Origin of the sequence: Tepidibacter hydrothermalis (genome assembly GCF_029542625.1) — a bacterium.
GTDB classification, from domain to species: Bacteria; Bacillota; Clostridia; order Peptostreptococcales; family Peptostreptococcaceae; genus Tepidibacter_A; species Tepidibacter_A hydrothermalis.
Genome location: NZ_CP120733.1, coordinates 3,143,043 through 3,158,368 on the forward strand (window position 1 = coordinate 3,143,043; position 15,326 = coordinate 3,158,368).

The 15,326-nt window shown below is 29.2% G+C and carries 13 protein-coding genes; 1 reads left to right on the forward strand and 12 read right to left on the reverse strand.

Going from position 1 to position 15,326, the window contains the following annotated elements; all coding sequences use genetic code 11:
- Positions 1 to 60: 60 nt before the first annotated feature.
- The gene (locus P4S50_RS14825) at positions 61 to 1,038 is read right to left on the reverse strand and encodes a helix-turn-helix domain-containing protein (RefSeq protein WP_277731580.1); all 978 of its coding nucleotides are present in this window, start codon (positions 1,036 to 1,038) and stop codon (positions 61 to 63) included.
- 256 nt (positions 1,039 to 1,294) lie between these two features.
- On the opposite strand from P4S50_RS14825, the gene P4S50_RS14830 reads away from it, so the two are divergent.
- Positions 1,295 to 2,644: an MATE family efflux transporter gene (locus P4S50_RS14830; protein WP_277731581.1), complete on the forward strand. Its 1,350-nt coding sequence runs from the start codon at positions 1,295 to 1,297 to the stop codon at positions 2,642 to 2,644.
- An 83-nt stretch (positions 2,645 to 2,727) separates the two neighbouring features.
- Here P4S50_RS14830 and P4S50_RS14835 read toward each other — a convergent pair whose 3' ends face one another.
- The 11 genes from P4S50_RS14835 to P4S50_RS14885 all read right to left on the reverse strand — a co-directional run bounded on the left by P4S50_RS14835 (position 2,728) and on the right by P4S50_RS14885 (position 15,272).
- Positions 2,728 to 3,441, reverse strand: a complete 714-nt coding sequence (locus P4S50_RS14835; protein ID WP_277731582.1) for a metallophosphoesterase family protein — start codon at positions 3,439 to 3,441, stop codon at positions 2,728 to 2,730.
- Positions 3,442 to 3,456: 15 nt separating this feature from the next.
- Positions 3,457 to 3,768, reverse strand: a complete 312-nt coding sequence (locus P4S50_RS14840) for an ArsR/SmtB family transcription factor (RefSeq protein WP_277731583.1) — start codon at positions 3,766 to 3,768, stop codon at positions 3,457 to 3,459.
- A 154-nt stretch (positions 3,769 to 3,922) separates the two neighbouring features.
- On the reverse strand, positions 3,923 to 5,665 hold the full coding sequence (gene arsA / locus P4S50_RS14845; RefSeq protein WP_277731584.1) for an arsenical pump-driving ATPase: 1,743 nt from the start codon (positions 5,663 to 5,665) through the stop codon (positions 3,923 to 3,925).
- A gap of 19 nt (positions 5,666 to 5,684) precedes the next feature.
- Positions 5,685 to 6,047 (reverse strand): arsenite efflux transporter metallochaperone ArsD, encoded by a 363-nt coding sequence (gene arsD, locus P4S50_RS14850; protein ID WP_277731585.1) that lies wholly within the window; start codon positions 6,045 to 6,047, stop codon positions 5,685 to 5,687.
- Between the two features lie 18 nt (positions 6,048 to 6,065).
- Positions 6,066 to 6,215, reverse strand: a complete 150-nt coding sequence (locus P4S50_RS14855) for a hypothetical protein (protein ID WP_277731586.1) — start codon at positions 6,213 to 6,215, stop codon at positions 6,066 to 6,068.
- A 20-nt stretch (positions 6,216 to 6,235) separates the two neighbouring features.
- Positions 6,236 to 7,282 (reverse strand): ACR3 family arsenite efflux transporter, encoded by a 1,047-nt coding sequence (gene arsB, locus P4S50_RS14860; RefSeq protein ID WP_277731587.1) that lies wholly within the window; start codon positions 7,280 to 7,282, stop codon positions 6,236 to 6,238.
- Between the two features lie 193 nt (positions 7,283 to 7,475).
- Positions 7,476 to 9,920 carry a heavy metal translocating P-type ATPase gene (locus tag P4S50_RS14865; RefSeq protein ID WP_277731588.1) on the reverse strand — a complete coding sequence of 815 codons (2,445 nt, stop codon included), beginning with the start codon at positions 9,918 to 9,920 and terminating at the stop codon, positions 7,476 to 7,478.
- Between the two features lie 42 nt (positions 9,921 to 9,962).
- A complete protein-coding gene (locus P4S50_RS14870; protein ID WP_277731590.1) occupies positions 9,963 to 10,226 on the reverse strand; it encodes a metal-sensing transcriptional repressor in 264 nt (87 codons plus the stop codon).
- 244 nt (positions 10,227 to 10,470) lie between these two features.
- Complete coding sequence (locus P4S50_RS14875) at positions 10,471 to 12,222, reverse strand: urease accessory protein UreH domain-containing protein (protein ID WP_277731591.1); 1,752 nt, start codon at positions 12,220 to 12,222, stop codon at positions 10,471 to 10,473.
- Between the two features lie 271 nt (positions 12,223 to 12,493).
- Positions 12,494 to 13,840 carry a sigma-54-dependent transcriptional regulator gene (locus P4S50_RS14880; RefSeq protein ID WP_331489627.1) on the reverse strand — a complete coding sequence of 449 codons (1,347 nt, stop codon included), beginning with the start codon at positions 13,838 to 13,840 and terminating at the stop codon, positions 12,494 to 12,496.
- Positions 13,815 to 15,272 (reverse strand): two-component system sensor histidine kinase NtrB, encoded by a 1,458-nt coding sequence (locus tag P4S50_RS14885; RefSeq protein WP_277731593.1) that lies wholly within the window; start codon positions 15,270 to 15,272, stop codon positions 13,815 to 13,817. The genes P4S50_RS14880 and P4S50_RS14885 overlap by 26 nt, the downstream gene beginning before the upstream one ends.
- Positions 15,273 to 15,326 lie beyond the last annotated feature (54 nt).

Here is a 15,326-nt window from a genome sequence, read left to right on the forward strand (position 1 = left end):
TAAAAATAGTATGATCAATACACTTATATATAGATATAATTTTTATATAAACTTACTTGTCTATACTATATGCTGCATATCTCTATATTTTTTAGGAGTTACCCCATACATTTTTTTAAAAACACCTGAGAAATGCCCTGCATTATTATATCCTACCTCACTTGCAATACTTTTAATACTACTCTCTGAATCTCTTAATAAAAGTAAAGCATGATTCATACGTAATGTTTTAAAATACTCATATATTGTAGTTCCATAAGTTTTTCTAAATGCCAGTTGAAATCGCGTGGTGCTCATATTAGCAATTTTTGAAAGGTCTTTAATGGAAGGATATTTAGATAAGTTTTTTTCCATAAATTTAATTACTTTTTTTAATGACCTTAGATCATTTTTACTAACCTTTACATTTAAATGTTCTTTTTTAACTGATTGCTCATGTCTATATGTAGCCAGTGCTAAAAGCTCTAATACTTTTCCCTCTAGATAAATATATTGTGATAATCCTGTAGCTTTACAACTTTTGATCTGCTGAAAAATAAAACCAAACTCTGGTAGATTTGGGCTCAAAGTTAAGAATTTCATAGCATTTTTTGCTTCGCAGTGATTATCTCCATACCTTTCCTTTAAAAAGGTATCATAATACTCTTGAGAAATCACAACTTTTGTAAAGCACACTCGTTCCTTTGCTTTGCAGTATACATGTATCTGTTTAGTTTTATTTATATAACAACAAATTCCTTTTTTTACTGGTTTTATATTCTGCTTCCCTACTTTAAAAGCACTGGAGCTTGTTTCAAATTGGCTTATTTCTATATAACTTTGACTAATTTCAGAAACCTTTTCAAAATCTTCATTTGGAATATAATCAGCTATTAAGAATATGAACATATTATTAAATGAAATAATTCGAAGACTCCCTTGACCATATTGAGGCTTCATCCTATAAAAATAATCTCCTTGTTGTGAGTACTCAGGTAATAATGTGAAAAATAACTTTTCAATAGAACTCAGGTAATATTCCTGTATTGTTTGTGTCATTACCTTACCTCCTATCCCATCTAAATACAGTGTCATTATATCATAATTTTATATCACATAATAACATAATTATGTCATAATATTACTAATTTGTATTATTATACAATCAGGTGTATACATTGAATTTATCACATATTCTTTATCTTTTACAAAGCTTATTGTAGCTCATAACTGTTTGTTGTTATTATTCAAAAACTAACTATAATGAAAGTGTAGTAATATTTTGTAAAAATAATTTAGGAAAGGGGTTTAATAAATGAATAAAACTAATAATAGAATCAAACTTATGAATGAAGAGAATGTTACAAAAGCGCTGTTTAAACTTGGTATCCCAATGGTTGTTAGTATGCTTGTTATAGCTCTTTATAATGTTGTAGATACATATTTTGTATCTAGTCTTGGAACAAGTCAAGTTGCTGCAGTTTCAGTTGCATTTCCTATTTCTTTAATTTTTTCAGGTATAGGTTTGACATTTGGTGCTGGAGGGGGATCTTATATTTCAAGACTTCTAGGTTCTAAGGAATACAATAAAGCTAATCAAGTAGCATCTACTGCTTTGTTTAGTAGTTTAATTATTGGTGTAATATTAGTATTAGTCATCTTAGTTTTTTTAAGTCCTGTTCTAAAATTTATGGGTGCTACTGAAACAATTTTACCTTATGCAAGAAGTTATGCTGTAATCTTTGTAATTAGCATGCTTTTTAGTACCGTAAATGTTACAACTGGAAATATAGTAATATCACAAGGAGCATCTAATATTACTTTAACAGCTATGATAATTGGTTCTATTGTAAATATGATTTTAGATCCTATATGTATCTTTTTATTAAATATGGGAATACAAGGTGCAGCTATAGCTACTCTAATATCTCAATTTATAACTTCTGGAATATATATATGTTTTTTTTATAGTGATAAAAATTATATTGAGGTCAAGTTATCAAACTTTAGTCCTAATAAAAAAACTTATATACAAATTATTAAAATTGGTATATCTATGCTACTTTTACAAGTCCTTTCTAGTTTGTCAATGAGTTTTATTTCAAAATCTGCTAGTACTTACGGAGATGAAGCTGTAGCAGCTATAGGAATAGTTCTTAGAATTGTAACCCTTGGAACTAATGTTGTATTTGGCTTTATGAAAGGCTTTCAACCAATGGCTGGATTTAATTATGGTGCTAAAAACTATGAAAGATTAAAAGAATCCACAATTAGCAGCATGAAATTGACGACAGCTTTTTGTATTATTTGGACTGTTATTACTTTTGTTTTTGCTAAACCTGTAGTTTCATTATTTAGCACAGACCAACATGTAATACAAATTGCCGAAAGAGCTTTAAAAGCAAATACACTTATGTTCTTTACATTTGGTTTTCAGTTTACTTACTCTACATTGTACTTGTCATTGGGAAAGGCTCTATCTGGAGGAATTTTAAGTATTTGTCGTCAAGGAATCTTTTTTATACCTGTCATTTTAATTTTACCTTTAAAATTTGGATTAAATGGGATCATATATTCACAAGCTTTAGCAGATTTATTGACTACAATAGTAACAGTTTTCTTTGCTATGAAAATAAAACTTGAACTGAGTGAACCCGCTAAATAAAAATGGTAGAGAAAATAAATCTCTACCATTTTTACTTAATATAATATCGAGTTTATTGTTTATATTGTCTTTTACTAATAAACTTATGCTCTACCCGTTCTTATAATCTCTGCAAATTCATTAGGTAAGACACTCTCTTCTATAGCCTTTGCTGTTTTTTCAAAATCATAAGCAACTTCCACTATATCTACTGTTACATCATCTTCTTTAATGTCTATTATCACATAGTTTGCATTTGGGCTTCCTGTTTTAGACTTCCCTACGCTTCCGCTATTTACAAGCATTTTATCTTCATACATCTTATAATACGGTTTATGAGTGTGTCCGCATACTAAAATGTCTCCTGTGAATTGTTCCATAACTTCTTTAGCTTCTTTAGAATCCTCTTTTAAGTATTCATTTAATTGTCTTGGACTTCCATGAACGAATGTAATAGTCTTTCCTTCAAATGTCAAAGTCATCTCTTTTGGAAGATTTGCTAAGAATTCTTTATTTTCTTCACTTGTGTTTTCGATACTCCACATAAGAGATTTAGTTGCATTTTCAGCATCCTTAGGATCTGGATACTCACATCCACATATAAATCTTATATTTCCTACTGCATCATCGTAGTTACCCATCACAGTTAGTATGTTTTCTTTTCTGATTAAATCTATAACTTCATTTGGAAATGTAGCATATCCTACTAAATCTCCAACGCAAACTGTTAAATCTAAATTTTTTTCTTTTATATCATTTACTACTGCATCTAATGCATAAATATTACTATGAACATCTGCTATTACTGCTATTTTCATATTAATTCCCTCCATTTAGTCATCGCAATCTTTTTTTATGTCTTTACATATACAATCCTCTTTAGGTGACGAAAGTGTGTTTATATAATCTATTGATCCTTTTATAACTTCTAAATTCAAAGAATATTTCATCCATTTTCCTTCTTTTCTAGAGTTTATCAGATTTGCTTTTTGTAAAATCTTCATATGATGCGAAATAGTAGGTTGAGTTAAGTTTAATCCTTCTATAATATCGCAAGCGCATAATTCTCCACATGAAAGCATATCTAAAATAAGGAGTCTATTTTTATCAGATAAAGCCTTAAATATTTCAACCATTTTGTCCATATTTTGTTTAACCTCCATATATGTATTTAAATCTATATATGAAGTATATCCATATAAAATTTAATGTGTCAATATCATTTTTTTATATACTTCTACTTCTATAAAAAATCCACTAGTTTGAAAAATATTATTTTCCTTATAGTGGATTTTTTGTTTACATTAGTAAATCTAATAATTTTTCACCCTTAATCTCTTCGTTATTCCATTTAATTACTGCAAAACTACCTTTTGAAATTTCATTAACTTTATTTATCCAAACTATTTCATTACTTGCTTTTGCCTTAAGAATTTTATTAGTCGTATCTGTAGCGAATAAACTTGAATTAATTATCCACCACTTACTGTTTATTTCTGCTCGATTTAAATCATCTTGCAACCTCATAGCTTCATATACTGGCGTTGCTTCAGCTAAAGTTACTATTATAACTTCTGTTTCTTCCTCATTTCTTAATCTCGGTAAAAGTTTTTTAACTGATTCAGGAATATCTCCCTGTGAACGCTCAATTTCTTTATGATAGCTTTGAGTTGAATCTAAAAGTAGAAGTGTATGTCCAGTTGGTGCTGTATCTATTACGACAACTTCATTTTCACATCTTTCAACTATCTGTGCAAAAGCTCTAAATACTGCTATCTCTTGAGTGCAAGGAGATCTTAAATCCTCTTCTATATAAGCAAGATCTTCTTCCCCTACAGCTTCTTTTGCTTTGCTTAATACTTCCTCTTTATACTTTTCGAGTTCTTTTTTCTCATCAATATGACTTAATGTAATTCCATAACTTTCATCAAGAACAAATTTTAAATGAGCTGCTGGGTCAGTAGTTGCTAAATGTACTTTTTTACCTTTTTTAGCAAGGCCAAGTGCAATAGTAGCAGCTATAGTTGTTTTGCCAACTCCACCTTTTCCCATTGTAAAGATAACCTTTTTATTAGAATTATATAGATTTTCAACAATATCATTTAACTTAGGTATATCATCTGTATTTAGAGTTTCATTACTATATTTTACATTATCTTCTTTTAAAAATGCTCTTATATTTTCAATTCCAGTAACATTATATGCCCTAAGCGGAATTTCAAATGTTTTTAGTTTACTTAAATAAGTTGAGATATTTTGTAATGCTTCTTGTTGCTTCTTAAAAATATTTGTAGATAAATCATCATCACAATCTTTAAGTAATCCATTTATTATAAGTATTTGATTGTTTATTTTTAAATCTGAAAGTTCCTTTGATGCTCTTTCGGCTTCCTTCAAAGGAGATTCTTCTGGGCGAGAAACTAATATCAGAGTTGTTAAGTTTTTATTTGCTAAAGTATCTACTGCATTTCTGTAAACTTCTTTTTTGCTCTCAAGCCCTGCTAATTGACCTAAGCATGATGCTCCATGCTTATTGTCACTAATAAAATTACTCCAAGCAGATGGAAGTTGTAACATTCTAAGAGTATGACCTGTCGGTGCAGTATCAAATATAATATGATCAAATTCTTCTTTTGCTTTTTTGTCTGTTATAAAATTTGAAAATTCATTAAATGCTGCTATTTCAACAGTACATGAACCCGAAAGTTGTTCTTCCATATTTTTTATTACTACATCTGGTAGCTTTCCTCTATATGGTCCTACAACACTTTCTTTATATTCTTTTGCAGCCTCCTCTGGATCAAAGTTAGCTACTACTAGATTTGAAACTTCTTTTATATGAACACCTTTATTATTTAAATCAGTATTGAATACATCCTGTAAGTTTGAAGCTGGATCTGTACTTATAAGCATAACCTTTTTACCTTGATCTGCTAAAGTTATAGCTGTAGCACAAGCTGTTGATGTTTTCCCAACTCCACCTTTTCCTGTAAAAAATAAATATTTAGTCAAGTCTATTCTATTAGGATTAAAGTTAGTCATCTATATCGCTCCTTTATAATTAGCAACATCCATCTTGACAATTGCATCCATTAGATTTGGAAGCTTTAGGTGAATCTTTTTCTACATCTAATAATTTATAAAATTCCTCAGTTTTAAGATATTCCTTAGTTTTAACTACCTTATCATCTACGATTGTCACTGGTAAAATATCTACACCTTCACTATTTAATAATTCATTTATCATCTTATTATCTACAAATGCCTGTGGTTCACTTGATAAATTATATCTTTCAACTATTATTCCATTGCTTTTTAAATTATTGATAACTGTTGATACTCTCAATAATTCTGGATCTACTGAAGGTCCACAAACTCCTGTTGAACAACACATTGCTGGATCAAATATAATCATTTTTTTCATAAAAGCCACTCCTTTTTATTAGTTATTTTTTAATGAATGTTTTATTTCTTTCAATTCTTTACTGATATCTATTAAGATTTTTTCTAAGTTGTCTGTTTTATTTTCTTCTAAAGATTTATTTTGCTTATAATCACTTATTTTATACGGATCAGTATTAACCTTTTTCATATTAATCCCCCCTAATATTTTTAAAACCAGTGTTTGGTTTTATTTGCTATTTTAACAAGTGCTAGCATTAAAGGAACCTCAACTAATACTCCAACAACGGTTGCAAGAGCTGCTCCCGATTGTAATCCAAATAAAGATATTGCAACGGCTACTGCTAATTCAAAGAAGTTACTTGCTCCAATCATTGCTCCAGGTGCTGCTATATTGTGAGGTAGTTTCCATACTTTTGCCCAAAGATATGCAATAAAAAATATAAAAACAGTTTGGATTATAAGTGGTACAGCTATTAATGCAATATGCATTGGATTATTAATTATTACCTCTCCTTGGAAAGAAAATATTATAATCAAAGTAAGTAACAGCCCTATTATTGTTATATTGTCAAACTTTTTAAGAAATATATTTTCGAAATACTCTATTCCTTTGTTTTTTATAATGTATTTTCTAGATAAATATCCACCCACAAGAGGAATAACTACAAATAAAGCCACTGATAAAAATAATGTATCATACGGTACAACTACATCACTTACTCCAAGTAAAAATGCAACTATAGGTGTAAATGCAAATAATAAAATCAAATCGTTTATAGCAACTTGAACTACTGTATAAGCAGCATCTCCTTTTGTTAAATGACTCCAAACAAATACCATAGCTGTACAAGGTGCTGCTCCTAAAAGTACTGCTCCAGCTAGATAATCAGATGCTAAATTTGATGGAATTAAATTCTTAAAAACTATTTTTAAGAAAAATCCTGCGATTAAATACATAGTAAATGGTTTTATTAGCCAATTTGTAACACAAGTCACTGTAAGTCCTTTTGGCTTTTTTGTGGCATTTACAATGCTTGAAAAATCAATTTTAAGCATCATAGGGTAAATCATAATCCATATAAGTATAGCTACTGGAATTGATACTTTTGCATATTCAAATTTGCTTAATGCTCTAGGAAAAGCAGGGAAAATTTGACCTATAGCTACTCCTACTATTATGCATATAGCCACCCATATGGTAAGATATCGTCCGAAAAAATCTAATCCTACATTTTTTTTATTCTTTTTTTTCATAATGGAAATCCTCCTTCTTTTGTCACTTTAATGGGATTTATCTTTTGTCATCTTTATATATAGATACATTTAAATGTATCTATATATAGTATACGATTATATTCTTTAATGTGTCAATATTATTTTTAAAATATACATAGTTTTCTTAATAATAAAAAATAGTCCAGTATTTAATACTGAACTATTTTTCATATTATGGTTTAAATTTTCTTAATCTCAAAGCATTAGTTACTACAGATACAGAACTTAAAGCCATGGCCCCTGCTGCAAACATCGGGTTAAGCTTTGGTCCACCAAGTGCATAAAACACTCCTGCTGCAAGAGGTATTCCTGCAGTATTATATGCAAATGCCCAGAATAGATTCTGCTTAATATTTCTTATAGTACTTTTACTTAGTTTTATAGCAGTAACAACATCTACTAAGTCACTCTTCATAAGTACTATATCTGCTGACTCCATTGCAACATCTGTACCAGAACCAATAGCAATCCCTATATCTGCTTGAGCTAAAGCTGGAGCATCATTTATACCATCTCCAACCATGGCTACAACTTTATTTTTTCCTTGAAGTTTTTTAACCTCATTTGATTTATCTTCAGGAAGCACTTCTGCTAAAACTACATCTATTCCTACTTGTTTTGCAATAGCACTAGCAGTTTTCTTATTATCACCTGTAATCATAGCAACTTCTATTCCCATATTATGAAGCATGTCTATAGCTTTTTTACTGCTTTGTTTTACTACATCTGCAACGGCTATAATTCCCTCTAGCTTATCGTCAATAGCCATGTACATTGGTGTTTTTCCTTCACCTGCAAGCTTATCAGATTCTTCTTTTAAACTTATATCTATATTTTTATCTTTCATTAACTTTTCATTACCTAAATATATTCTCTTATTCTTTATTTCAACTTCTATACCATGACCAGGTATAGCGTAGAACTTATCTAAATTTAATAAAGAAATATTTTTTTCTTCTGCTCCTCTTACAATAGCTTCTCCTAGTGGATGCTCTGATCCTTTTTCAGCTGAAGCTGCTATTTGAAGTAGTTCTTCTTTTGTATAATTATCTAAAGTAATTATATCTGTAACTTCTGGTTTTCCTTCTGTTATAGTTCCCGTTTTATCAAATACGACTGTTTCTATCTTATGAGCTGATTCAAGTGCTACTCCACTTTTAATTAAAACTCCATTTTCTGCACCTTTTCCTGTTCCAACCATTATAGCTGTTGGAGTTGCAAGTCCTAGTGCACATGGGCAAGCTACAACTAAAACAGATATAAACATAGTTAAAGAAAATATTAAAGACTCTCCTGAAATATACCAAGCAACTCCTGATATTAACGAAATTCCCATAACTATAGGAACAAAATAACCAGCTATTACATCAGCAAGCTTTGCAATAGGTGCTTTACTACCTTGTGCCTCTTCTACTAACTTAATAATTTGAGAAAGAGCTGTATCTTTTCCTACTTTAGTTGCCTTAAATTTAATTACACCATTTTTATTTATACTTGCTCCTACTACCTTATCTCCTGATTTTTTCTCAACAGGAATACTCTCTCCTGTAAGCATAGATTCATCAACAGAAGTGTGGCCTTCTATAACAACTCCATCAACAGGAATTTTTTCTCCAGGTTTTACTAATACTATATCTCCTTCTTCAACTTCTTCAATAGCAATAGTTATTTCCTCACCATCTTGAATAACTATTGCAGTTTTAGGCTGCATACCTACAAGTTTTTTTATTGCCTCTGAAGTCTTTCCTTTTGAAACTGATTCTAAGTATTTTCCAAGAAGTATTAAAGTGATAATAACTCCTGCTGTTTCAAAATACAGATCCTTTGCATACTCCAAATTACCATTAATAATTTGGTATATAGCATATAGCCCATAAATAATTGCTGCACTTGTTCCTACAGCAATTAAAGAATCCATATTTGGGCTTCCTTTAAACAATGATCTAAACCCTACAGTATAAAACTTATACCCTGCTATTACCACAGGTACAGTTAAAAGTATTTGAATCAATGCAAAATTTAGAGGATTGTGCATAGGATCAATAATATTCGGTAATGGTAATCCCATCATATGCCCCATTGCAATATAAAAAAGAGGCGTTGTAAATATAGCAGATAAAATAAACTTTTTAAACAGCGTTTTTATTTCTTTTTCCTTTTTTTCTTTATCTTGATCTTGTACCTCTTCTGCCTCTATATCTAAAGGGGTATATCCAGCTTTTTTGATTGCATTTTTCATTTCTGAAATTCTTACTTTATCAGCATCATAAACCACTTTTGCTTTATTAGTAGCAATATTCACATCTACAGATTTTATTCCCTCTAATTTGTTGATAGCCCTATCAACAGCACTTACGCAAGATGCTCATGTCATTCCTTGTACTGGGATAACAATTTCTCTTATATTTTCATCTCCAATTGCTTTAAATCCAGATTTACTTACAGCATCTATAATTTCTTGTTCAGAAATAATATCTTCACTATATTTTATTTCCATTTTATTTGTTGCCAAATTGACACTAGCCTCTTGTACTCCTTCTAATTTATGCATTGCTTTTTCTAAAGCATTTACACAAGAAGCACAATGTAGTCCCTCTATATTAAAGCTTTTACTCATAGTTAATCTCACTCCTTTTAACTAAATTTTGTTATATCCAAACTACTTTCCTATAACTCTCTCTATTATTTTAGACATTTCCTCTATTTTTTCATATTCGTCGTCCTTGAAGGAATTTTTTATACAACTATTTAAATGATTTTTTAATATAGTCAAATTTGCCTTTTTTAATAATGATTGAGCTGATATTATTTGATTTGATATATCTATACAATACCTATCATCTTCTATCATTTTTAAAATTCCATCAATTTGGCCTCTAGCTGTCTTCAAACTGTGTACAGCCGCTTCTCTCTTCTTCTTCAAAAGCACCACCTCCATACCCCACCCCCCTATGAGGGGTGGTAACTTTATTAAAACATATACAAATATTATTGTCAATATCATTATAAAAAAATTCGTATAGTTACAATTGTAGTTCTTCCATCAATATTATCCTCAATTTAAATAAGAATATAGTTTCCTATTTGTTATAAAAATAGTCCAGTATTATACAAACTGGACTATACTTACGATAAATGATAAATCGATCTATTGTGTTTCTTAAAGCCTAATTTCTACAACCGCCTCCACTACTTTGAATATTTTGATTTGCTGTTTGTTCTAAGGATTTTAAATCTACATTATTTATATCATCTACTACAACTATTTTTCCATTTAGCATACCCATCCAACATAAAAACTCAATTTCACCAGTTTTATTTGGTGTAAATTTAACTTCATTTTTTCCTTCTCTAAGCTCTATTTTTGAATCAGTTCCTTGAATTATAATTGAATTGTTACAATAAGTAATTTCTTCTCCATTTATAACCCAAGTAACAGGTATATCCTTTTGTACAACTAAAATATTTGGACTATACCCTCTAGCATTTACATCCATCTCAACAACTTGATTATTGTTATTTATATCTGCAATTACAGCTTTATTTTCTGATTGAACGCTACAAAAACCTGAAGCACTAAATCCCTCATTATACTTTTCTTTTGAATCAAGTGCATTATTATCAATATCACTCAAATCATTAACTGCATACAACTTTGTTTTAATCATTCCCATCCAACAACTTATAGTTATAGGACCTTCTGTATCAGGTATAAATTCAATGCTACTCTCTTTACTTAAATCCTTTTGTATTCCATATTTTGAAATTACAATTGGATTATTGCATCCATTTAAACTTTCTACGTCTAAATTTATTTTTACTGTTTCTCCTACTTTAACTACTTTGGAATCCAGTACATATTGGTTGCTCTTAACTGTTAAATTAACTACTTGTTTTCCATTTTCTATTTTTGCTACTTTCATATCCTTTGCCGAATCTTTTAATAATGGCATATCTAGTGCTACTCCTGATAAAGCTAATCCTCTATTTGTCATTATTATTCCCAATACTATAACTAATACCGAACTAATTTTTAATATTCTCTTATTAAGCCTAGCACCTAATATTGAAGTTATCGCTCCAAAACCAAGCATAAGAGGAACTGTACCTAAACTAAATAAAAACATTGATAAAGCTCCTTTTACAAAGCTTCCTGTTCCTAAGGCATATAATTGCATCGTTTGAAGTGGTCCACACGGCATAAATCCATTAGCAATACCTATAAAAAAAGGCGTCATACTATTATTTTTATTAATATTATTAGTTATAAATTTTGGCATTCCTACTTTAAATTTAAAAAAGCTAGGAATATGAACTATATTTAGCATTTTTAAACCTAATAAAATCATAAATATTCCTGCAAAAACAGCAACAACACCCTTAAATTGACCTGAAGGCGTTATTATTTGTCCTAATCCACCAACTACACCTCCAATTAAAGTGTAAGAAATTACTCTTCCTGTATTATAAAGTATAGAGCTACTTAGTTTATTTTTTGAATTGCTATTTACACTTTGAGACAGTGCAATTCCTCCACACATTGCGATACAGTGAATAGAAGTTAAAAGTCCAACTATAAAAATCAATCCGTACCCCATTTCTTCATTTACTTCTGGAATGTAATTAAATCCTATTGTGTTTTTTATAATATAAAACACGCTAACAATTAATATTAATAAGCCAAAAGTAGATTTTTTTGAACCGTTTGGTTTTTCAATAACTTCATATCCTTCGTTTTCAATTATCTGCTTTAAAGTGTTTTCATTTACTTTGTTTTCATCATAAGTTATTTCAACATTAGAATTTTTAAGTACTACGTTAACTTTGCTAACTCCGTCAACATCTAACAAAGCATCTTGTATAATACCTTCACAACTATTACAAACTATTCCATCCACATATAATTTAATTACTTTCATAACATATCTCCTTCATTTTTTAACATCCTTTCTGTTTGTTATATACTCAATATTACGTTATTAGCAATTAATATCTAAAATATATTAACAGCAATTTCTATGCCAAGTTTAATTTTACCTTCAATTAATTCTAGATCTTTGTAATTCTAAATTCATAAAAAATATTTTTACCTAATTGTTATTTATGTGAATTTTATATGTGCGATATGCTACACTAGATGTGTTTTTTAACGCAAACAAAAATGAGAATCATAATATTAAGATTCTCATTTTAGTTTATATTGTATTTTTCCATTCTATATATAAGAGTATGTCTTGTTACTCCTAAAAGTTTGGCTGCTTTTGTTTGATTATAGTCACATATTTTCAAAGCTTGTAGTATAAAGTTTTTTTCTACTTCTTCTAAATTTATTCCACTCGGAGGTATGTTAAATTGAAACTCTCTACTACCTTCATATAATATTTCTCTAGGTAAATCATTTTTATCAATTAATTTACCTTCACTCAAGATAACTAATCTCTCTATTATATTTTCAAGTTCTCTTATATTTCCCTTGAAGCTATAATTAGTTAAAGCATTTATTGATTCTGTACTGATCGTCATAGTATCTCTTCCCATTTCATTACAATATTTTTCTAAAAAATATTCAACTAATAATTTAATATCTTCTTTTCTCTCTCTTAACGCAGGCAGTTGTATGGGTATAACATTTAGTCTATAATACAAGTCCTCTCTAAAAGTACCTTCTTCAACCATTTTTTTTAAGTCCTTATTTGTTGCTGCAATAATTCTAACATCTATATCAATTGTCTCAGTTCCACCTACTCTTTCTATCTGTTTCTCCTGCAGTACTCTTAAGAGCTTTACTTGAACTTGTAGACTTAATTCTCCTATCTCATCTAAGAAAATAGTTCCTTTATTTGCTCTTTCAAATCTTCCTAGCTTTTTACTTATAGCTCCAGTAAAGGATCCTTTATCATGTCCAAACAACTCACTTTCAAGTAAAGTTTCAGGAAGAGCTCCGCAGTTTACTGTTATATAGGGTTTATCACTTCTATCACTACTATAATGCACAGCACTTGCTATTAATTCTTTTCCCGTTCCACTTTCTCCTGTTATTAATACAGTGGCATTAGTTTTTGAAACACGTTCTACAATTTCCATTACTCTTTTCATCTGAGAGCTATCACCTATTATTGGTTTTCCTGTAATACTTCTTAATTCTTCTTTAAAAAAATCTATTTGTTCCTTCATATCTCCGATTTCAAGTGCTTTTTTTATTTGAATTTTTAACTGATCTATATCAAATGGCTTTGAGATATAATCTAGAGCTCCAATTTTCATGGCCTCAATAGCAGATTCCATTGTGCCATGGGCTGTTATCATAATAACAGGTATTTTTGAATTTTCGTTTTTTATTTCTTTTAAAACATTCATACCATCCATTTTTGGCATTTTAAAATCTAAAAGTACAAGATCAGGTTCATGAGACTTAAACTTTTCTAGTGCTTCTAACCCATCTGATGCTGTAATAATTTTATATTCTTTACCTTTTAATGCCCTTTTTATAGCCCAAAGCATATTTTGCTCATCATCTGCAATTAATATCTTTTTCAATTTTTTCATCTCCTTTCTCATTCTTATCTGGAATATAAATATCAAGTTTTGTTCCTTTCCCAACTTCACTTTCTACATTTATATAACCCTTATGTTCTTCTATAATTCTATGAGTAATAGATAATCCAAGCCCCGTTCCTATATCTTTTGTAGTGTAAAAAGGCTCAAATATTTTTTCTAATTTGTCCTTAGGTATGCCAATTCCTTCATCTTCAAAAGATATCTTAACCCAATCTTTTTGTATGCATAAGCTTATATTTAGATTTCCTCCACTCTGCATAGCATGTACAGAATTAAATATTATATTTACAAAGGCTTGCTTTAGTTTTTCTCCATCTATTAATATATTTTTATCTTCTTTACAACTATAGTTTATTCTCACATTTTGCTGCTTTGCATACTTGTTAGTAATGAGCACTATATCTTTTAGTAATTTATCAATACTTTGAACTTTTATTTGGCATACACTTGGTTTCGCAAAATCAAGTAACCCTTTAATTACAGAATTTGCTCTATCAATCTCATGAATAATAATATCCATACCTTCTTTTATTTCTTCCTCTTCTATATTGTCATCTTTAATATCTTCATTAATTGTTTGAGATATAGTTTTTATAATTCCTAATGGATTTCTAATTTCATGTGCCACTCCGGATGCTAATTCTCCTACAGCAGAAAGTTTATCTGCTCTTCTTACTTGATTTTCAAGTTTTTTAATTTCTGATATATCTTCTATTACAAGTACTAGCCCCTCTATTTTTTCTGTAGTATTTTTAAGAGGATATACAAGTAATTTGACATCTAACGTGTTTCCATGTTTACCTTTGCATTTAGTTTCAATATTTAACATTTTTTTATTTTCTTCAAGAATATCTATTAGATCTTTCTCAACTTTTTTACACTCAACAAATAACTTATCTAATTTTTTACCTAAATAACGTTCATCCAAATTAAATAGTTCTTTTCCTTCCTTATTTATAGACTTTACTTTTAACTCTCTATCTACTGAAATAAGTCCATTAGTTATACTATTCAATATGTTTTGTGTATAATTTTCAAGATGTGTTATTTTTTTTATTTGAATTCGTAACATTAGTTTCTTTTTAAAATCTGATTCTGCTAAAAAGCCTGTTATAGTTCCTATAACAACAAACATTACGATTTCCAAAATCTGATTTAAACTAGCCATGTTTATATCTCTAAAATAAATTAGCATATGAGGAGCATAAAATAAAAAAACAATTAATGAAGCAAATATGCCACCTTTTAATCTAAATTTATAAGCAGATACTATTATTGGAATATAATATAGTCTTCTATAAAAATCATGAATATCCCATTTTGCAGCTGTAGTAAAATAATGAAGTAATGTTATAACAACTATATTTAGTCCAATAAAAATTAAATCTTTTTTGTTGTTCTCATTTACCATATTATGTCTCCTTGTAATTTATTATATAGTTTTATTTTATCACTAGAGCATATT